The organism is Arthrobacter sp. KN11-1C, from assembly GCF_052180225.1.
GTDB lineage: Bacteria > Actinomycetota > Actinomycetes > Actinomycetales > Micrococcaceae > Arthrobacter.
Map to the genome: position 1 here is coordinate 902,764 of NZ_CP197467.1, position 18,600 is coordinate 921,363.

The following is an 18,600-nucleotide window of genomic DNA, read 5'->3' on the forward strand; positions in this document are numbered from 1 at the left end:
TGGGAGTTCGATGAAGAATCCGATCCATCCGGCAGCTTCGGTCACCGACCCCGCCGAGCTGCTGCAGCATCACGCCCGGGCAGGGCACGAGCAATTGGAATCGTGGCGTTATGGTCTCGGGGACGCCGCCGAGCTTCCCGGGCTGCGCAAGCTGATCAAGGAATCCTGGCAGCGATCCGCGCAGCTCAAGGCGAACCCGGACCAGCCCGAGGCGCCGCTGGTCATCGATCTTGACGAGCTGGAGGAATACCGCCAGCAGCACCCGCTGGCCACCATCATGCCCGTCATCCAGAAGCTCCTCATCCAGCCCAGCTATGAGAGCGGGCTGCTGGTCGCCGTGGGGGACGAGCTCGGCCGCTTGCTGTGGGTGGACGGGAATCCCGCGATGCGGCGCCGAGCCGAAGGCATGATGTTCGTGGCCGGCGCGGACTGGTCCGAAGCCGCGGTCGGCACGAGTGCGCCGGGCACGGCGCTCGCCTTGGGCCGCGGCATCCAGATTTCCGGCGCCGAGCATTACAAACGCTCCGTCCACCCGTGGAGCTGCACCGCGGTGCCCTTCCACGACCCTGACTCCGGAGCCCTGCTCGGGGTCGTCGACATCACCGGCACGGAAGCCGCCGTCGCACCCCATACGCTTTCGCTCGTCGAGGCAACCGTGGCGGCCGCGCAGGCGCAATTGCGCGTGGAGCGGCTCCAGCTCGCGGCCACCAAACACGCTGCGCCTGCCCGACGCCGGAACTCGCCTTCCGCGGTCGGCTCGCGCCAGGGGACCGGACTGTACCGGAACAGCCTCCAGCTCCTCGGCCGGGACCAGGCCTTGCTGAGCATGGGAGGACGCAGTATTCCGCTGTCCGCGAGGCACAGCGAGATCCTCGCATTGCTGGGTACCCGTCCCGAGGGACTCAGTGCCGAGGAACTCGCTCTGGACCTGTATCCGGGGGACGGCTCGAGCGTGACATTGCGGGCCGAAATGGTGCGCTTGCGGAAGGTTCTCCACGAGCTCGACCCCGCCGCGGTCCCGGAATCGCGCCCGTACCGGCTCCCGATCGACCTCGGCCAGGATGCCGCCCAGGTTCTGTCCTGCCTGCAGCGGGGCGCCCACCGCATCGCGCTGGAGATCTACAAAGGCGCAGTCCTACCGCATTCGGAAGCGCCCGGCATTGTCGAGCTCCGCGAGAAGGTCTCGGCGCTCTTGCGCGAGGCAGTCCTGAACGACGGCAGTGCCGAGGCGCTGCTCAAGTATGCCGGGATGCCTGAGGCGAAGGACGACGTCGACGTCCGCCGTGCCGCCCTGAGGCTCCTGCCGCCGCGCTCGCCAAAGCGGGCCGCCGTCGTCGCCGAACTTGAACGCCTGGAGAGCGAACTGTCGGCCTGACGCCGGCCCCTCGTGTGGCTGTGGGGAAATACCCGGTTTTGGCCCGTATCGTAGAAGCGAGCCAAACGAAAGAAGCCTCCTCCGTGTTGAACAAACGCCTCGCCGTTGCCCTGACCATGTCCGGACTCCTTGCCGGAGCCACAGCCTGCGGGGCGCCTGCCCAGACCGCGCCTGCATCGGCAGCGCCTTCGACTGCGGCCACCACAGCTGCCCCTGCCGGTTGGGAACTCGTTCCAGCCGCCGGCGCCCAGAGAATCAAGGCCGCAGGCCTGGATATCCTGACCGCCGAAGGCACAGCCGAGCATTATCACGCCCATCTGGACGTCCTGGTTGATGGCAAAGCCGTCACGGTCCCGGCTGAGATCGGTTTCAGTTTCGGTGCCGACGGGCAGCCCAACGGAATCTCGGCGCTGCACACCCACGACACGTCCGGCGTCATCCACATCGAAGCGCCCACGCCCGGCCTGAAGTACACGCTCGGTCAGGTCCTCAGCGAATGGGGAGTCCTGGACGGTAAGGATGCCACCGGAGCACCGCACAGCGGGACCGGCGGTTGGACCGCGTACGTGAACGGCGCAAAGCAGAATGCGCCGGTGTCGGACGTGGTTCTCAAGGCCCACGACGAGGTGGTGCTCTCCTTTGGAGCCGCACCTTCGCCGGTTCCGAGCTCCTACGATTTCCCCGCAGGACTCTAGCTTCCTCGGCACGGCAGGGGAGTACGTCCCCGAAGTGATCTGAACCACAGGGTTGCAACGTGATTGCAACCTTCCCGCTCCTACGCTGATGGCACAGTAACGCCACCATCATGCGCAGCAAAGGAGCTACAGATGACTGTTTATGCACAGCCGGGTGCCGAGGGTTCGAAGGTCACGTTCAAGGACCGTTACGAGAACTGGATCGGCGGGGAGTGGGTTGCCCCGGTCAAGGGGCAGTACTTCGAGAACATCACCCCGGTTACCGGGAAGGCCTTCTGCGAGGTGGCCCGGGGCACGGCCGAGGACATTGAGCTGGCACTGGATGCCGCGCACAAGGTGGCTCCGTCCTGGGGCAAGACGTCGGCCACGGAACGCGCCGCGATCCTGAACAAAATCGCCGACCGGATCGATGAGAACGTCGAGCTGCTTGCTGTGGCCGAGACGTGGGACAACGGCAAGCCGATCCGGGAAACCCTGAACGCGGACATTCCCCTCGCGGCCGACCATTTCCGCTACTTCGCCTCCGCGATCCGTGCCCAGGAAGGCCACTTGTCCCAGCTGGACGAGGACACCACGGCGTACCACTTCCACGAGCCGCTGGGCGTGGTGGGCCAGATCATTCCTTGGAACTTCCCGATCCTGATGGCCGTGTGGAAGCTCGCTCCGGCACTCGCCGCGGGCAACGCCGTCGTCCTCAAGCCCGCAGAGCAGACACCGTCCTCCATCCTGGTCCTCATGGAACTGATCAGCGATCTGCTGCCTGCCGGCGTCGTGAACGTGGTCAACGGTTTCGGCGTCGAGGCCGGCAAGCCTTTGGCGTCCAGCCCGCGGATCCGCAAGATCGCCTTCACCGGCGAGACCACCACGGGCCGGTTGATCAGCCAATACGCGTCCCAGAACCTGATCCCGGTGACCCTGGAGCTGGGCGGAAAGAGCCCGAACATCTTCTTCGACGACGTCGCCGCGCAGAATGACGCGTTCTACGACAAGGCCCAGGAAGGTTTCACGCTCTTCGCCTTCAACCAGGGCGAAGTGTGCACCTGCCCCTCCCGTGCACTCGTCCAGGAAGGCATCTACGACTCCTTCATGGCAGACGCCGTGGCCCGCACCAACAAGATCATCCAGGGCAACCCGCTGGACACGGACACCCAGCTCGGTGCCCAAGCCTCCAACGACCAGCTCGAGAAGATCCTCTCCTACATCGACATCGGAAAGCAGGAAGGCGCCAAGATCCTCAGCGGGGGCGCCCGTGCACAGCTCGACGGCGACCTCGCCGGCGGCTACTACGTCCAGCCGACCATCTTCGAAGGCCACAACCGGATGCGGATCTTCCAAGAGGAGATCTTCGGCCCCGTGGTGTCCGTGACGAAGTTCAGCGACTACAACGACGCCATCGGCATCGCCAACGACACCCTCTACGGGCTCGGCGCCGGCGTCTGGTCCCGCAACGGCAACGTCGCTTACCGGGCAGGCCGGGAAATCCAGGCCGGCCGCGTCTGGGTCAACAACTACCACGCCTACCCGGCAGGCGCCGCGTTCGGCGGTTACAAGTCCTCCGGCATCGGACGCGAGAACCACGCCATGATGCTGGACCACTACCAGCAGACCAAAAACCTGCTGGTCAGCTACAACGAAAACAAGCTCGGCTTCTTCTAAGCCGCGCTTGACCCGGCGGAGGGACCAATCCAGGTCCCTCCGCCGGCCCTCCCTGGCCACCCCTCAGGAAAGCAGCACCCATACCAATGTTTTAACGACGCAAGGATTTCGCCAATGACGACGACAATGCAAGCAGCCGTAGTAACCGAGTTCGGAAAAGACCTACAAATCCAGTCCCTTCCCCTTCCCACTCCCGGCCTGGGGGAAGCGCTGGTCAAGGTCATCACCAGCGGTGTCTGCCACACAGACCTGCACGCCGCGGAGGGGGACTGGCCGGTCAAGCCTTCACCGCCCTTTGTGCCCGGCCACGAAGGTGTGGGCGAAGTGGTGGCCCTCGGTGAAGACGTCACCGACCTCGCCGTCGGAGACCTCGTGGGCAACGCCTGGCTCTGGTCCGCGTGTGGCCACTGCCAATTCTGCCGAACGGGTTGGGAAACCTTGTGCGAAGCCCAGAAGAACGCGGGCTACAGCGTGGACGGCTCTTTCGGGGAGTACATGCTGGTGGACAGCCGGTTCGCAGCGAGGATTCCGGCAGGTTCGGATCCCGTGGAGGTCGCTCCGGTCCTGTGCGCCGGAGTCACGGTCTACAAGGGCTTGAAGATGACTGAGGCCAAGCCGGGCCAATGGGTCACCATTTCCGGCATCGGCGGCCTGGGTCACATCGCGGTCCAGTACGCGGTGGCGATGGGCTTGCGGGTCGCCGCGGTGGACATCGCCGACGACAAGCTCGCCCTCGCCAGGAAACATGGCGCCGAGCTCACGGTCAACGCGCTGCACGAAGATCCGTCGGAAGTCATCCAGCGGGAAACCGGAGGCTGCCACGGGGTCCTGGTCACGGCCGTGCATCCTTCGGCTTTCGGGCAGGCGATCGGCATGGCTAGGCGTGGCGGGACCATTGTCTTCAACGGACTCCCGCCGGGCGACTTTCCTGCGCCGATCTTCGAGATTGTGCTCAAGGGCCTGACCGTCCGGGGCTCGATCGTGGGAACGCGCCAGGACCTGGAGGAAGCGCTGGACTTCTACGCGCAAGGCAAGATCCACCCGACCGTTTCCACGCGTGAGCTCTCCGAGGTGAACGCGGTCTTTGACGAAATGAAGCATGCCAAGATCGACGGCCGCGTGGTGTTGAGGTTCTAATGCACCACAACAGGCTTGACGCCGCAGTGACGCTGCCCGGGGAAGACTTTTCCCGGGTGGCGCTCACCGCCGTTTCCATCGAACTCCTCCGGAAGCTATGGAAGCAGCATGGTCCGCTCATGTTCCATCAGTCAGGTGGTTGCTGCGACGGTTCCTCACCCATGTGCTACCCGGCCGGCGAATTCATTACCGGTGATTCGGACGTTCTGCTCGGACTTTTCGACATTGGCGACGCCGAACGGGCGCAGCCTTTGGAGTTCTGGATGTCCAGGGAGCAGTTCAATTACTGGTCCCACACCCATCTGACCGTGGACGTCGTGGACGGCCGTGGGAGTGGCTTCTCCGTGGAATCGCCTGAGGGGAAGCGCTTCCTTATCCGTTCCACCTTGATGGATTGGAACGTCCCCAAGCTCTGAAGATGGGCCGCGCCCGTGTCTCACGATTCGGGACAAATGTGGGGGTCCATTGGCCGGACACTACTCTTGATGAGTCTGTTTCTACCCCCTCAGCAAGATTGTGGACTCTCCTATGAACCTCTTCAGGACCAAATCGATCGAGCAGTCCATTGCGGACGCCGATGAGCCCGGACGCAAGCTCAAGCGTTCCCTCAGTACTTGGGATCTGATGATCATGGGCGTTGCCGTGGCCGTCGGCGCCGGGATCTTCTCTGTCGGCGCCAAGGCCGCTGCGAACTTTGCCGGCCCGGCCGTAACGATCTCCTTCGCAGTCGCAGCCGTCACGTGTGCTTTGGCCATCATGTGCTACGCCGAGTTCGCTACCGCCATCCCGGTGGCTGGGTCCGCCTACGTCTTCACTTACGCCACGATGGGCGAAATCCTCGCGTGGATCATTGGCTGGAACCTCATTCTTGAACTGTTTACCGCTGCCGCAGTCATCGCCAAATACTGGGGCATCTACTTGAGCAACGTGTTTGCCCTCATGGGTGTGGACATGCCCCCGGCCTTGAACATCGGGGGTGTGGATCTCTATTGGGGCGCCTTCCTGATTGTTGCGATCTTCACGGTGCTCCTCGTGCTCGGTACCAAGCTCTCCGCCCGCGTAGGCAATGTCTTCACGCTGATCAAGATCGCCGTGGTGCTGTTCGTCATTGTTGTGGGCTTCACCTACGTGAAGTTCTCCAACTACGCGCCGTTTGTCCCGGCATCGCAGCCTACAGGCGGCACTGACGGCGCGGACGTCATGAAGCAGTCCTTGTTCGGCTTCCTCACCGGCGCGGTTCCGGCACAGTACGGAACGCTGGGCATCTTCGCCGGCGCGGCCTTGGTGTTCTTTGCCTTTATCGGCTTCGACGTGGTTGCGACTTCCGCGGAAGAGGTCAAGAACCCGCAGAAGACGTTGCCCCGGGGTATCTTCGGCGGGCTGGCGCTCGTGACACTGTTGTACATCCTGGTCTCCCTGGCCTTGACCGGCATGGTGTCCTACACACAGCTGGCCGAAGCGAAGAACCCCACCCTGACCACGGCGTTCGAGGCGGTGGGAAACACCGACGCGGCCAAGGTCATCGCCTTTGGCTCCCTCATCGGTTTGACCACGGTCATCATGGTGCTGCTCATGGGCCTGGCCCGCGTGGTCCTTGCGATGAGCCGCGATGGTCTGCTCCCGCGCGCCCTGTCCAAGACGAGCGAGAAGCGCTCGACGCCGGTCCGCCTCCAGATCATCTGTGGCGCTGCCGTGGCCATTGTTGCCGGTCTGACCAACGTGGATCTCCTCGAAGAGATGATCAACATCGGTACCCTCTCGGCCTTCGTCATGGTCAGCCTGGGCATCCTGGTCCTGCGCAAGAAGCGCCCGGATCTGAGGCCGGCTTTCCGGGTTCCCTTCGGCAAGGTGCTTCCGGTGGTGTCGGCCGTCCTGTGTGTCTACCTGATGACAAACCTGGCCGTGGAGACCTGGATCTTCTTCGCCATCTGGCTGGCAATCGGACTAGCCATCTACTTTGCCTACGGTCAGCGCCACTCCCGCCTGAACGAGAAGTTCGCGTCCGCGAAGGCCTCGGTTGCGGGCCCCGACGTCGACAGCGAGCATCTCACGAAGGTCTAGCCACTCGATCCGATGAAACCCCTTGGGCTCCGGCCTGAGGGGTTTTTCGTTGCCTGGGAGCGGTCAGGGGGCGGCGTGTTCACTCATCCAGTCGACCAATGGACGCAATTGCTCCCAGCGCCCAGCGATTTCCTTCCTGGCTTCGGGGGTGGACAACCAGTCGGGTTCGCCGAGCTCGACACCGGCGGACAAGGACTTGTGCTTGAGCAGTTCTGCGCGGGGATGGTCCTTGTCGAATCCGCGAGGCACGGTCTTCAGTTTTTCACCCTCGATGGCAAATCCCGCGGCTGTGACCGCATCCACGATCTGCTGCAGGGCTTCACCGCTCGCGGGTGCATCAACAGCCGCGCGGAAGCGGTTGATCTGGGCCGGCGAATGGGCGTGGCAACCGCCGCCGATGAGCAGTCCTTCGGCGCTCAGTTGGACATAGAAGCCCGTCCCTTCCTTGGTAGCCGCGAAGGCACCTTGCGCCGTCTTATAGGGCGATTTGTCGGGGGAGAATCGGACGTCCCGATTCGGGCGGAAGATCTTGGACGGACCGAATTCGTCCTCCAACTCGGCAAGGAGGAGCGATAGTGGCTCCTTAATGGATGCGTCGTAGATGTCTTTGTGCGCCAGCCACCATTCGCGGTTGTTGTTCTCTTCAAGTTCGGCATAGAAGGCGATGGCTGCTGCGGGGATCCCGGTAAATGTGCTCATGTAAGGATCCTATGGATGACAAGGCCGGGCTAGCCAGAGACATTGTCGGCTATGTGGAAAACTCGCGGCAGAGTCTGCGCCGCGGAAAACTCGCCGCGGAGTCGTCTGGATCCGGAGTCGTCTGGATCGGGACCTCCGGATCCGTACCTTGTTTCGCATTCCACTAGCTTCAACCTCAGGAACGGTAAACAAGACCCGGCTTCGATGCGCCAAGCCCCGGTTTCGATACGCCTTCCCCCGGTTTCGATGCGCCTTCCCCCGGTTTCGACGCGCGTTAAGAAAGCAACCCCGCCGCGGAGATTCCACGGCGGGGTTGCTTCATGTCTGGCGTTGTTACAGCTTGTTGGCTGCCTCTGCAGCCGATTCGCCTGCGCCTGCGCCGAGGTTGGCGCGCAGCTTGGCGCCGAGTTCAGCATCGACGTTGGTCCAGTACTGGATGGCGCGTTCCTTGATGTCGGCGCTCTTGACGCCACCCACGGCGCCCGTGATGGTCTCGAGCAGGCGGGCCTTGGCGCCGTCGTCGTAAACCTCGCGGTACAGCGCGCCGGCCTGGACGAAGTCGCCGTCCTCGGCGTGGAGGGAGTGAGCGGAAAGCGTCAGCGCGCCGTCGTTCTCCCAGCCGCCTGCCGCGTTCTGCGGCTCAACGGCAGCCGGGCCGCCCACGGAGTTCGGTGCGTAGACCGGAACCGAAGGAGCGTTGAACAGGTAGCGTCCCGCGCCGTCCTGGCTGTAGTTGTTGACCTGGTTCTTCGGCTGGTTCACGGGGATCTGGGCGTGGTTGGTGCCCACACGGTAGCGGTGTGCGTCAGCGTAGGAGAAGATGCGGGCCTGCAGCATCTTGTCCGGGGAAGCGGCGATACCCGGAACGAAGTTCGACGGCGCGAAGGTGGCCTGCTCGATCTGCGCGAAGTAGTTCTCCGGGTTCTTGTTGAGCTCCATGGTGCCCACGTGGATCAGCGGGTAGTCCGAATGCGGCCACACCTTGGTGAGGTCGAACGGGTTGAAGCGGTAGGTCTTGGCGTCCTCGTAAGGCATGACCTGGACGTGCAGTTCCCAGGACGGGAAGTTGCCGGCGGCAATGTTCTCCTGGAGGTCGCGGATGTAGAAGTCCGCATCCGAGCCGGCCAGCTCTTCAGCCTGGTCACCGGACATGCTCTTGACGCCCTGGTTGGACTTGAAGTGGTACTTGACCCAGAAGCGCTCGCCCTCGGCGTTGATCCACTGGTAGGTGTGCGAGCCGTAGCCCTGCATTTCACGCCAGGAAGCCGGGAGGCCGCGATCGCCCATGAGCCAGGTGACCTGGTGTGCGGACTCGGGGGAGAGGGTCCAGAAGTCCCACTGCATGTCGGCGTCGCGCAGGTGGGTGCCCGGGAGCCGCTTCTGGGAGTGGATGAAGTCCGGGAACTTGATGCCGTCGCGGATGAAGAACACCGGGGTGTTGTTGCCCACGAGGTCGTAGTTGCCCTCGGAAGTGTAGAACTTGACGGCGAAGCCGCGGGGGTCGCGCCAGGTGTCCGGGGAGCCGTTCTCGCCCGCGACGGAGGAGAAACGGATGAGCATGTCCGTCTCGACGCCGGGCTGCAGGAAAGCTGCCTTGGTGTACTTGGATACGTCAGAGGAAGTCTTGAAGGTACCGAAAGCGCCGCCGCCCTTGGCGTGGACAACACGCTCCGGGACGCGCTCGCGGTTGAACTGGGCGAGCTTTTCCACCAGGTAGTGGTCGGTCAGGATGATGGCACCGTCGGCACCGACGGACTGGGAATGCGCGTCCGAGGTGACGGGGGCGCCCGACTGGGTGGTCGAGATGTTCGCGGTCATCGTTCTCCTATTTCGTGGGTTACTTGCGTTTGAGTAGGAAGCTGTTGTTTTGCCTGGCAGTCCTGGCAGATCCCTTGGTACAGGACGTCTGCGATCTGGATGGTCATGGGTTTGGAGTGCTCATCCCAGTGCGGGGTGAGGCAGGGGGCATGGCCTACTGCGCAGTCGACATCTTCCACCCGGCCGCAACTGATGCAGACGGCGTGGTGGTGGTTGTCGCCCACTCTCGTCTCGTAGAGAGCGGGAGAGTGGGGCGGTTCGAACCGTCGCAGCATCTGCAGGTCCGTGAGGTCGCTCAGCACCACATAAACAGACTGCGCTGTCAGTTCGGGAAGATCCTTGCGTGCGGCAGCCAGGATGCCTTCGGCGGGGGAATGTGGGTTGTGCTGAACGGCAGCAAGGACGGCGAGCCGCTGCTTGGTCACGCGGCGTCCGTGGGAATGCAAGGCTGAAGCCCACGCTTCCTGGTCTGCCGTGTGATCTGCCATACGCCCATTGAAGCACTTATTATGAGTGCTTCACAATAAGGCGAGGCTAACTTCAGGTGAACCCGCACGACGGCGACCCTCGCCGGAGCCGCGGACGTCGCCGCCGCGGCGCTCCGGGAGGGTGGGCGGGCTGGTGGGTAGGGTTGGACGGTGGCAAAACTCCTGGCTGACATGACCCCGCTTCGCGAAAGCCCCGCATTCCGCCGCCTGTGGCTGGGGTCGTCAGTGTCGATGGTCGGATCCCAGTTGACCCTGGTTGCCGTGAGCCTCGAGGTCTACAGCATCACCCAACAGAGCCTCTACGTGGGCCTGCTCAGCATCTTTGCTCTGGTTCCGTTGGTGATCGCGGGTTTGTTTGGCGGTGCCCTTTCGGATGCCTATGACCGGCGGAAAGTCGCCATTGTTGCTTCCCTTGTCTTGTGGGCCTGCAGCGTGGCCCTGGCCCTCCAGGCGTGGTTCCAGCTCAACAATGTCTGGATCCTGTTCCTCTTGGTCGCGATCCAGAGCGGCGCGCAAGGCATCAATGCGCCCGCACGCAGCGCCATCATTCCCCTGCTGGTCCGGAAGGAACTGCTGCCCGCCGCCAACGCGTTGAGCATGCTCAACATGGGTATTTCCATGACGGCAGGCCCCCTGCTGGCCGGTGTGCTGGTTGCTTCGAGCGGGTTTGGCTGGACCTACACGATCGATGCCCTGAGCTTCGCGTTCGCGCTGTGGAGCCTTTTCAAGCTCCCGGCCCTTCCCGCGGCAGCGAATGCGTCGGCACCTGGCCTGCGCTCCGTCGTCGAGGGCTTCCGGTTCCTCGGCACCCGGCCCAACCTCCGCATGACGTTCATCATCGACCTCATTGCGATGATCTGCGCCCAGCCGCGCGCCCTCATGCCCGCGATCGGAGCCACGATGATCGGAGGTGGCGACACCACCGTGGGCGTCCTGCTCGCTTCCGTGGCTGTCGGCGCCTTCCTGGCGGGTTTGTTCTCCGGACCCCTCGGGAGGGTGCGGCGCCAGGGCACTGCGGTGGTATGGTCCGTGGCCGGATGGGGCTTCTCGATCGCAGGTTTCGGCCTGGTGGTGGTCCTGGCCGGTGACGCCGGGCGCGACGGCGTCACGCTGTGGATCATCCCGGCGGCCCTGTGTTGTGCCCTTGCCGGGATCTCGGATTCCGTCAGTGCGGTCTTCCGCACCACCATCCTGCAATCGGCCACTCCGGACCACATGCGGGGACGGTTGCAAGGCGTGTTCATCGTGGTGGTTTCCGGTGGTCCGCGAGTGGGGGACATGCTCGCTGGTGGCGTCACCAAGGTTCTCAGCGAAGGCTGGGTGCTGCTCCTCGGCGGCGTGCTGTGCGCAGTACTGGCGTGGCTCGTGGCGCGCGGGCAGCGCGGATTCCTCCAGTACGATTCCCTCCACCCGGTGCCCTAGCCCGGTGCCCAACTGACTCGCAGTTGTTGTCGTTATGGCGGCTCAGAACGACATTAAATGCGAGCCAGTTGGGCGGAACGTCCGGGCCGCCGTCGGCGTTAATCGGAACAGAACCTAGAGCCGTACTGCAAGAAAGTAGTGAAGTGCACAATCATCACAATGGACTGAAGACCGCAGCGCTTTTCGGTGTGCTCTGGGCAGTGCTGCTGGGACTTGGCGCGCTGATCGCCGCGAGCACCCGCAGTGCCGGGCCCATCTGGATCATGGCTCTAATCGGCGTCGCGACAACGGCCTACGGATATTGGAACAGCGACAAGATCGCCATCCGCTCCATGGCCGCGTACCCGGTGTCGGAAGCGCAGGCTCCGCAGTTGTACCAGATCGTCCGGGAACTCTCCGTGCGGGCGAATCAGCCCATGCCGCGGATCTACATTTCTCCGACCATGGCCCCCAATGCCTTCGCCACGGGACGCAATCCGAAGAACGCTGCCGTGTGCTGCACCGCGGGCATCCTGAACTTGCTCGACGCCCGCGAGCTCCGCGGCGTCCTCGGGCATGAACTCATGCACGTCTACAACCGCGACATCCTCACCTCGTCCATCGCGGCCGCCGTCGCCGGGGTCATTACTTCGGTGGGCCAGATGCTGCTCTTCTTCGGCGGCGGGGACCGGCGGAACGCCAACCCATTTGCGATGATCGCCATGGCGCTCCTGGCGCCGTTTGCCGCCTCGCTGATCCAGCTCGCCATTTCCCGCACCAGGGAGTACGACGCCGACCACGACGGCGCGGAGCTCACTGGCGATCCGCTGGCACTCGCCTCAGCCCTGCGCAGGATCGAAGCGGGCGTGAAGCAGGTGCCGCTGCCACAGGATCAGCGACTCGTGAACACTTCGCACCTCATGATCGCCAACCCGTTCCGCGGCGGTGCCATGACCAAGCTGTTCGCCACCCACCCGCCCATGCGTGAGCGCATCGAGCGGCTCGAGCGGATGGCCGGACGCCCGCTTTCCTAGCCAGCGGTTCCGTAAGTCACCGCACCGGGGCCGCGTCCGACGACGGCGGCTTCATGCGAACAAGCCCTCACCTATGAAGCCGCCCGCTTTGATGCCCGGTGGTACCGCGAACAGGCCGGATCCCGTGTGCTTGAGGTACTCCAGGGCCAGTTTGTCGCTCTTCGCCATGGCCATCTGCATGGGCACGTAATGCGTCCGCGGGTCCTTGACGAAGGCGATGAAGAACAGGCCCGCGTCGAGGTGGCCGAGCCCGTCCGAACCGTCGGTGTAGTTGTATCCGCGGCGAAGCATCTTCACGCCGTTGTTCTGGTCCGCGTGGGCCAGACGGACGTGGGAATCGATGGGAATCAACGGCTCGCCGTCTCGGCCCTTAATTCGAAAGTCCGGAGACGTGAATTCTTCCCCTCCGGACAGCGGCGCTCCGGCACCCTTTGTGCGGCCGATCAGCCCTTCCTGTTCGCGGAGCGAGGTCCGGTCCCAGATCTCGATATGCATCCGAATCCGACGGGACACAAGGTAGCTGCCTCCCGCCATCCACGCTTCACCCTGGCGGGTTCCCGCGGTGGCCCAGACGTGCTCGTTGAGGAGTGCAGTGTCTTCCGACTTCAGGTTGGCCGTGCCGTCCTTGAAGCCGAAAAGGTTGCGGGCAGTCGTCTGGGCGCGGGAGGTGGACGCTGTGCGGCCGAATCCCAGCTGGGACCAACGGACGCGCACCTTGCCGAAGCCGATGCGTGCGAGGTTCCGGATCGCGTGCACGGCGACCTGCGGATCGTCCGCGCACGCCTGGACCACAATGTCACCGCCGGTGCGTTCTGGCTGCAAGGCGTCGCCGGGGAAGTGCGGCAGGTCGATCAGGGCACCGGGTCTGCGACCCTCCAGGCCGAAGCGGGGCTTGCCGTCCTTTTCGAAAACGCCCGGGCCAAAGCCGAACGTCAACGTCAGCTTGCCCGCCGCGAGATCGAGGGCTTCCCCGGTGTCTTCCGGCGGCGCGTCGTAGGGGCCGTCGACGGCGCCGGTCGCGCCGGTCGTGCGGCCGGCGGTCATTGCTTCGGCCGCGGAGGTCCAGTCCTTCAGGAGCTGGATCAGTGCGGCGCGGTCTTCCGTGGTGACGTCAAAGGCAGCCATGTGGAGGCGGTCCTGGGCGGGAGTGATGATGCCGGCCTGGTGTTCGCCATGGAAGGGGACCATGTCGCCTGTAGCGGGGGCCGCCTGAGCTGCCACGGCATCATGGCTGAGGTATCCCGCGGCCAGGCCTGCCACGGCACCGACGCCGCCCACGCCGGCGAGGGAGAACAGTCCGCGACGGGACATGCCGCGCCTGGGACGCCCGCCCAACGCACCGGCCCTCCCGCCGTCGGGCGCTGGAGTGCCAGAAGCGGTTCCCGGCCCGACGACGGCAGCCGAGGCCCCGCCGTCGGGCGCCTCAACGGGTTCGTGGTTGAAGGGGCAGCCGCTCACAGGACCACGGCTGAGGTGAGCTTGGACAACGGCTCTCCCAAGGCGTCGACCAGCGCGGCGAGCTGCTGGACGTCAGCCGGGCTGAGTTCGTTGTAGTACGCGAAGCCGTCACCCTTGGCGTGCTTCTTGAGCTCAGCCTGCAGGGCAGCGAACTTCTCGTCGAGGCTCGTGGCCAGGGCCGGATCCTTCTGGGCGAGCGCGGGCTTGAGGTTTTCGAAGGCGATCCGGGCGCCGTCGACGTTGGCCTGGAAATCCCAGAGGTCGGTGTGGGACCAGATTTCTTCCTCACCGGTGACCTTGCCGCGCGCGACTTCGTCCAGGAGTTCCTTGGCGCCGTTGCCGAGTTTGTCCGCGGAGAGCACCACGGTGCGGGTGCGTTTGCCGAGCTCCTCGGTATCGGAGACGAGCTGCGTGGCGATCTTGGCCCGCTCGGTGGCCGTCAGCGCCGTGTAGCCCGACGGCGGGAACAAGTCCTTCTCCGCACGGTGCCAGCCGGTCCATTCCTGGCCCGGTTCAAGGTCGGCTTCGCGGGCGTCGAGCTTGGGGTCGAGGTCGCCGAAGGATTCCGCGACGGGTTCGATCCGCTCCCAGTGCATGCGGGTTGCGGCGTAGAGCTCACGGGCCTTGCTTGCGTCTCCTGCGGCGTAGGCATCCGCGAAGGCCTTGGTGCCCGTCACCAGCTGCTCGGTCTGGTCCTTGACGTACGCGGTGTATTGCTGGACGCCGGTGTCCACGAGCTTCTGGAAATCGGCGTCGACGGCGGTTTTGTTTCCGGAGTCCGTGACCTCAAAGCCGGCACGGATACCGTCGCCCTGCATGCCGGGCTTGCACGCGGTGGTGTACTTGCCCGCGGGAGCGGTGACCACCAGGTTGCGGGTCAGGCCGGGACCGATGTTCTCCACTTCGCCGACGATCCGCAGCCCGTCCTCCGCGAGGAGGTAGAACTCGGTGATTTCAGTGCCGTCGTTCTTGACCGCGAAGCTCAGGTTGCCGCTGGGGACGCTCCCGGTGGAAACCTTGCACTCGGTCTTGGTGCTGGTGACCTGGATTGGTCCGGCGGAGGCGCTGGCGCCTGGCGTCTTGGTGTTGTCCGTGCAGCCGGTGAGCACCATTGGAACGGCGGCGGCCGCGGCGACGAGGGCAAGGGGCGCCCGGCGGCGGGAGGTCACTTTGGACAGGTTCGTTTTGGGCAGGGCAATTTTGGGCAGGGGAGCGCCAGGCATGGGGTTTCCTTCTGTTGTGGAGTGCGAGAAGCGTTTAGGCGGCTTTGGCTGCCCGGGAAGCAGCAGCGCTACCCGATGACTTTGCGGGCGTGGAACCGTTGGCCCGGATGTAGAAGTAGAGCACCGGAATCACATACAGCAACCAGGCTCCGGCTTCGAGCCAGGTGGTGGCGGGGGAAAGGTTGAGGGTGCCCTTGAGCAGGGTGCCGTACCAAGACGACGGCGGGATCGCCGCGGAGACGTCGAACGCGAGGTTGTGGAGCCCGGGCAGGATTCCGGCTTCCTGGAGGTCATGGATGCCATAGGCGAGCACGCCGCCCGCGATCACGATGAGGCCCACGCCCGTCCACGTGAAGAACCGCGAGAGATTGACCTTGAGGACACCGCGGTGCAGCAGGTAACCCAGTCCGGCTGCAACGGCCAGGCCGAGCAGGGCCCCGAGCAGCGGCTGCGACGATTCGCCGGCGGCCTGCGCAGCGGCCCAAAGGAACAGTGCCGTCTCGAGTCCTTCGCGGCCCACCGCGAGTGCCGCCACCACCACGAGGCCCCACGCGGCGCCGTCGGCCATCTTGTCAACTTGCGACTTCAACTCGCCGCCGAGGCTGCGGGCAGTGCGCGCCATCCAGAAGACCATCCACGTGACGAGCCCGACGGCGACAATGGCCAATCCGCCCCCGATCGCCTCTTGCGCAGCGAAAGTCAGTCCCTGCGGGCCGAACGTGAGCAAGGCGCCGAAGGCGATGGAAACGGCCACGGCAATAGCGACGCCGGCCCAAAGCCGGGGGAGCAGCGAGCGGCGTCCGGTCTTGACCAGGTAGGCCATGAGAAGGACCACAACGAGGGTGGCTTCAAGGCCTTCGCGCAGGCCGATCAGGAAGTTCGCGGTCATCTGAATCTTTCGTTAGGGGAGCCACACTTAGGCTCGCCTAAGAAAGTACAGTACCCGCTGGAGCGGATTGCGCAAAAGAAACGTGTCGTAATTATTTTGGGGTGGCTGTCACGCGCTGCAATCTTTTGACCTCGGTGGATCGGCGCGGTCGCGGAATGCCGGGCTTTTCCCCAGGCCTCGAGTCCAAAAAGTTGCTTGGCGTGACGCGCCCGCCCCATCAACGACGGCCCCTTAACGACGACGACGGCGCGTCGCCCGCTCAGGGGGCAACGCGCCGTCGTCGTACTTCCGGATGGCGGCCTGGGCCGCGGCGAACTCCTAGCTGCGGAAGTTCACGAACTGGAGATCGGCCTCTTCGAACTTCTTGAGGATGTTCATGGTTTCCTGCAGGTCATCGCGGGACTTCGAGGTGACGCGGAGTTCGTCGCCCTGGATCTGGGACTTGACGGACTTCGGGGCTTCGTCGCGGATGATCTTGTTGATCTTCTTCGCGATGTCCTGGGCAATGCCCTCCTTGATGGAGCATTCCAAGCGGAATTCCTTGCCGGAGGGGTAAGGCTCGCCCTGGTCGAGGGACTTCAGGGAGATGCCGCGCTTGATGAGCTTGGACTGGAACACGTCCAGGACGGCGAGGATGCGGTCCTCGGAGTTGGCCTTCATGAGGATCTTCTCGCCGCTGAAGTCGATCTCCGCGCCGACGCCCTTGAAGTCGTACCGCTGTGCGATTTCCTTCTGGGACTGGTGGAGCGCGTTGGCGACTTCCTGCTTGGCTACCTTGCTGACGACGTCGAATGTGGATTCGCCTGCCATGACTCTCCTTTGATTGGTGCGTTGCGGTTGATCGGTGCGTTTGCGGCCCGGAAGCGGGCGGCTTTGTCTGCCAACCAGCCTAATACGGAAGCGCCCGGCATGTGCTGAGCGTTCACAGTTCACTCACAGCACACACATGGCCGGAACTGAGACTGCCCCGACAGAGTTGTACCTGTTTGAAGAGCCCGTCCTGAAAGGGAGCACCATGAACAACCAGGCCGTCCGATACGTCACCAAGTCAGCTGCTGCCGCCGCCGGTTCAATCGGAGTCGCTGCCGCCACCGCCGCAAGCGCGGTTGCAGCTGCAGCGCTCGCGGCCTCCGTGGTCTTGAGCCCGGTCCCGGACGCGGCATCTCGGATGGACGGCATTCACGCGGACCTGTTGCGGGCCGTGCAGCTCAACCAGATCACGCTGGAGCAGGCGGCCAGTTTCGAGGCCAAACTGGCCGGGCGGATACTTGGTGATGCCTGAGATTTTCGCCTGCTTTGAGGCTCCGAGGCCCCGATTCGATTCTTCGGCAGAAGTTCTGTAAGGTTGTCTTGCTCGCGCTTACCGGATCGGAAACGAAACGATGATCGGGAGTGACTTCTTTTGAAGTTCGGCAGATTACCCGAGCGGCCAAAGGGGGCTGACTGTAAATCAGCTGGCAACGCCTACGGGGGTTCGAATCCCTCATCTGCCACAAAATTAAATCCCCGGAACCATATGGTTCCGGGGATTTTTTGTTTGTACGTGGTGTTTTTTTGGGGCCCGTCCGACGCGGAAAATCCTCTGCGAGGCTCGAATGGACTCTCGACACCCGGATTCCGGTGTCGTCAGGGATTTGGGGTGTCGACAGGGATTTTGCGTGTCGACGACGGAAGCCCGATTAGCTAGCGCTGCCCGGCTCCAGCCAGTATCCGTCCTGGTGGTGCACGAGTTGCCGGCCCAAGCCCCCGGACAGCTGGATCCAGAGCGTGCTGCGATCATCGGTCATGCCGTCCAAGGTGCCCACGATCCTGTTGCCGCGGGTGTCCTGCAACACCAGCTCCTGGTGGAGCGGAAGTTCCGGCCACACATCTGCGTGTGCCGTGATGGTTTGGGTGGTGCTCACGGGATCTCCTTGATGCTTTCTGCAATTTGTTTTCAGACATTCTTCCCGGGGCACGTGAACCGGCGGTAAACGACATGCCATGGAGCGACACACAAATCGAAGGCGCCTGAAATGTTACTGAGGAGTAACATGGCGATTATGCATTTGCTTCTCCGAACCCTCTTGATCTTGTTCACCTCGTCCAGGCGGAGCCGGCTCAGCGTTTGGGGCACGTCCTCGTTGCCTATGCGTGTGCTGCCCACAGACATCGACATTGCGATGCATGTGAACAACGGCATGTATTTTTCGCTGATGGACCTTGGACGCTTCGACCTCATGGTGCGGGCCGGGATCTGGCAAAAGATGCGACGCCGCCGCTGGAGCCCCGTGGCCGCGGGGGAGTCCATCGCCTTCCGGAAGTCGTTGCAGCTTTGGCAGCGGTACACCATCGAGTCCAAGATCATCGGGCTCGATTCGAAGGCGATCTACTTTGAACAACGCATGGTGGTCGACGGCGAGATCTACGCCCGTGCGCACATTGCCACCCGGCTTGTCGCGAACGGCCGGCCCGTGAGCCAGGAAGAGATCCTGGCCGAGTTCGGCGAGCCCCCCGCGGACCTCGAGCTTCCGGAATGGATCCACGAGTGGCGCGAGAACAACGCGCTCCCCGGCGCCCGCAAGGCTGCCCCGCATCTCTGGCACTAGCCGAAGGTGCCGGACTGGGCCAAACCGTCCGCCCGCCGTCGTGCTTTATTCCCGGTTTGCCGGGTAGCGAACAAGGGC

Annotated in this window: 18 protein-coding genes and 1 tRNA gene; 11 read left to right on the forward strand and 8 right to left on the reverse strand. The window is 64.0% G+C overall.

Annotation, left to right across the window (positions count from 1 at the left end):
• The first annotated feature begins 10 nt into the window (after positions 1–10).
• From ACSBOX_RS04240 to ACSBOX_RS04265, 6 genes are all read left to right on the forward strand, one after another.
• Positions 11–1,375: a GAF domain-containing protein gene (locus ACSBOX_RS04240; RefSeq protein WP_442544950.1), complete on the forward strand. Its 1,365-nt coding sequence runs from the start codon at positions 11–13 to the stop codon at positions 1,373–1,375.
• A gap of 83 nt (positions 1,376–1,458) precedes the next feature.
• Positions 1,459–2,070 (forward strand): hypothetical protein, encoded by a 612-nt coding sequence (locus tag ACSBOX_RS04245; protein ID WP_442544951.1) that lies wholly within the window; start codon positions 1,459–1,461, stop codon positions 2,068–2,070.
• A 132-nt stretch (positions 2,071–2,202) separates the two neighbouring features.
• Positions 2,203–3,726, forward strand: coding sequence for an acetaldehyde dehydrogenase ExaC (gene exaC, locus ACSBOX_RS04250; RefSeq protein ID WP_442544952.1), 1,524 nt, complete (start codon positions 2,203–2,205; stop codon positions 3,724–3,726).
• 114 nt (positions 3,727–3,840) lie between these two features.
• Positions 3,841–4,863, forward strand: coding sequence for an alcohol dehydrogenase AdhP (gene adhP, locus ACSBOX_RS04255; RefSeq protein ID WP_442544953.1), 1,023 nt, complete (start codon positions 3,841–3,843; stop codon positions 4,861–4,863).
• Positions 4,863–5,279, forward strand: a complete 417-nt coding sequence (locus ACSBOX_RS04260; RefSeq protein WP_442544954.1) for a DUF779 domain-containing protein — start codon at positions 4,863–4,865, stop codon at positions 5,277–5,279. The genes adhP and ACSBOX_RS04260 overlap by 1 nt, the downstream gene beginning before the upstream one ends.
• A 112-nt stretch (positions 5,280–5,391) precedes the next feature.
• Positions 5,392–6,924 carry an amino acid permease gene (locus ACSBOX_RS04265; RefSeq protein ID WP_442544955.1) on the forward strand — a complete coding sequence of 511 codons (1,533 nt, stop codon included), beginning with the start codon at positions 5,392–5,394 and terminating at the stop codon, positions 6,922–6,924.
• 63 nt (positions 6,925–6,987) lie between these two features.
• On the opposite strand, the gene ACSBOX_RS04270 is transcribed toward ACSBOX_RS04265, so the two are convergent.
• The 3 genes from ACSBOX_RS04270 to ACSBOX_RS04280 all read right to left on the reverse strand — a co-directional run bounded on the left by ACSBOX_RS04270 (position 6,988) and on the right by ACSBOX_RS04280 (position 9,929).
• A complete protein-coding gene (locus ACSBOX_RS04270; RefSeq protein WP_442544956.1) occupies positions 6,988–7,623 on the reverse strand; it encodes a DUF2461 domain-containing protein in 636 nt (211 codons plus the stop codon).
• Positions 7,624–7,956: 333 nt separating this feature from the next.
• Positions 7,957–9,441, reverse strand: coding sequence for a catalase (locus ACSBOX_RS04275; RefSeq protein ID WP_442544957.1), 1,485 nt, complete (start codon positions 9,439–9,441; stop codon positions 7,957–7,959).
• Positions 9,438–9,929: a Fur family transcriptional regulator gene (locus ACSBOX_RS04280; RefSeq protein WP_184738401.1), complete on the reverse strand. Its 492-nt coding sequence runs from the start codon at positions 9,927–9,929 to the stop codon at positions 9,438–9,440. Before ACSBOX_RS04280 ends, ACSBOX_RS04275 begins: the two co-directional genes overlap by 4 nt.
• A 150-nt stretch (positions 9,930–10,079) precedes the next feature.
• Here ACSBOX_RS04280 and ACSBOX_RS04285 point away from each other — a divergent pair, with 150 nt between their 5' ends.
• Complete coding sequence (locus ACSBOX_RS04285) at positions 10,080–11,351, forward strand: MFS transporter (RefSeq protein ID WP_442544958.1); 1,272 nt, start codon at positions 10,080–10,082, stop codon at positions 11,349–11,351.
• Between the two features lie 143 nt (positions 11,352–11,494).
• Entirely contained in the window at positions 11,495–12,364 is an 870-nt protein-coding gene (gene htpX / locus ACSBOX_RS04290; RefSeq protein ID WP_284763558.1) for a zinc metalloprotease HtpX, read from the forward strand.
• Between the two features lie 51 nt (positions 12,365–12,415).
• Here the strand turns inward: htpX and efeB are convergent, their stop codons facing one another.
• The 4 genes from efeB to ACSBOX_RS04310 all read right to left on the reverse strand — a co-directional run bounded on the left by efeB (position 12,416) and on the right by ACSBOX_RS04310 (position 16,744).
• Positions 12,416–13,822: an iron uptake transporter deferrochelatase/peroxidase subunit gene (gene efeB / locus ACSBOX_RS04295; RefSeq protein ID WP_442544959.1), complete on the reverse strand. Its 1,407-nt coding sequence runs from the start codon at positions 13,820–13,822 to the stop codon at positions 12,416–12,418.
• Positions 13,819–15,045, reverse strand: coding sequence for an iron uptake system protein EfeO (efeO, locus tag ACSBOX_RS04300; RefSeq protein ID WP_442544960.1), 1,227 nt, complete (start codon positions 15,043–15,045; stop codon positions 13,819–13,821). Before efeO ends, efeB begins: the two co-directional genes overlap by 4 nt.
• A 34-nt stretch (positions 15,046–15,079) precedes the next feature.
• Positions 15,080–15,934 (reverse strand): iron uptake transporter permease EfeU, encoded by an 855-nt coding sequence (gene efeU, locus ACSBOX_RS04305; RefSeq protein WP_442544961.1) that lies wholly within the window; start codon positions 15,932–15,934, stop codon positions 15,080–15,082.
• A 318-nt stretch (positions 15,935–16,252) separates the two neighbouring features.
• Positions 16,253–16,744 (reverse strand): YajQ family cyclic di-GMP-binding protein, encoded by a 492-nt coding sequence (locus tag ACSBOX_RS04310; RefSeq protein ID WP_442544962.1) that lies wholly within the window; start codon positions 16,742–16,744, stop codon positions 16,253–16,255.
• Positions 16,745–16,949: 205 nt separating this feature from the next.
• Here ACSBOX_RS04310 and ACSBOX_RS04315 point away from each other — a divergent pair, with 205 nt between their 5' ends.
• Entirely contained in the window at positions 16,950–17,216 is a 267-nt protein-coding gene (locus ACSBOX_RS04315; RefSeq protein WP_442544963.1) for a hypothetical protein, read from the forward strand.
• 129 nt (positions 17,217–17,345) lie between these two features.
• A tRNA-Tyr gene (locus ACSBOX_RS04320) sits at positions 17,346–17,427 on the forward strand.
• Between the two features lie 186 nt (positions 17,428–17,613).
• On the opposite strand, the gene ACSBOX_RS04325 is transcribed toward ACSBOX_RS04320, so the two are convergent.
• Complete coding sequence (locus ACSBOX_RS04325; RefSeq protein ID WP_442544964.1) at positions 17,614–17,838, reverse strand: hypothetical protein; 225 nt, start codon at positions 17,836–17,838, stop codon at positions 17,614–17,616.
• 138 nt (positions 17,839–17,976) lie between these two features.
• Between ACSBOX_RS04325 and ACSBOX_RS04330 the strand changes: the two genes are divergently transcribed.
• Entirely contained in the window at positions 17,977–18,522 is a 546-nt protein-coding gene (locus tag ACSBOX_RS04330) for an acyl-CoA thioesterase (RefSeq protein ID WP_442545957.1), read from the forward strand.
• Positions 18,523–18,600 lie beyond the last annotated feature (78 nt).

What these genes read in the sequence shown, in the direction of transcription:
- ACSBOX_RS04240 (WP_442544950.1), top strand. Translation starts at nt 11, where the DNA reads ATGAAGAATCCGATCCATCCGGCAGCTTCGGTCACCGACCCCGCCGAG.
- exaC (WP_442544952.1), top strand. Translation starts at nt 2,203, where the DNA reads ATGACTGTTTATGCACAGCCGGGTGCCGAGGGTTCGAAGGTCACGTTC.
- adhP (WP_442544953.1), top strand. Translation starts at nt 3,841, where the DNA reads ATGACGACGACAATGCAAGCAGCCGTAGTAACCGAGTTCGGAAAAGAC.
- ACSBOX_RS04260 (WP_442544954.1), top strand. Translation starts at nt 4,863, where the DNA reads ATGCACCACAACAGGCTTGACGCCGCAGTGACGCTGCCCGGGGAAGAC.
- ACSBOX_RS04265 (WP_442544955.1), top strand. Translation starts at nt 5,392, where the DNA reads ATGAACCTCTTCAGGACCAAATCGATCGAGCAGTCCATTGCGGACGCC.
- ACSBOX_RS04270 (WP_442544956.1), bottom strand. Translation starts at nt 7,623, where the DNA reads ATGAGCACATTTACCGGGATCCCCGCAGCAGCCATCGCCTTCTATGCC.
- ACSBOX_RS04275 (WP_442544957.1), bottom strand. Translation starts at nt 9,441, where the DNA reads ATGACCGCGAACATCTCGACCACCCAGTCGGGCGCCCCCGTCACCTCG.
- ACSBOX_RS04280 (WP_184738401.1), bottom strand. Translation starts at nt 9,929, where the DNA reads ATGGCAGATCACACGGCAGACCAGGAAGCGTGGGCTTCAGCCTTGCAT.
- efeO (WP_442544960.1), bottom strand. Translation starts at nt 15,045, where the DNA reads ATGCCTGGCGCTCCCCTGCCCAAAATTGCCCTGCCCAAAACGAACCTG.
- efeU (WP_442544961.1), bottom strand. Translation starts at nt 15,934, where the DNA reads ATGACCGCGAACTTCCTGATCGGCCTGCGCGAAGGCCTTGAAGCCACC.
- ACSBOX_RS04310 (WP_442544962.1), bottom strand. Translation starts at nt 16,744, where the DNA reads ATGGCAGGCGAATCCACATTCGACGTCGTCAGCAAGGTAGCCAAGCAG.
- ACSBOX_RS04315 (WP_442544963.1), top strand. Translation starts at nt 16,950, where the DNA reads ATGAACAACCAGGCCGTCCGATACGTCACCAAGTCAGCTGCTGCCGCC.
- ACSBOX_RS04330 (WP_442545957.1), top strand. Translation starts at nt 17,977, where the DNA reads ATGCATTTGCTTCTCCGAACCCTCTTGATCTTGTTCACCTCGTCCAGG.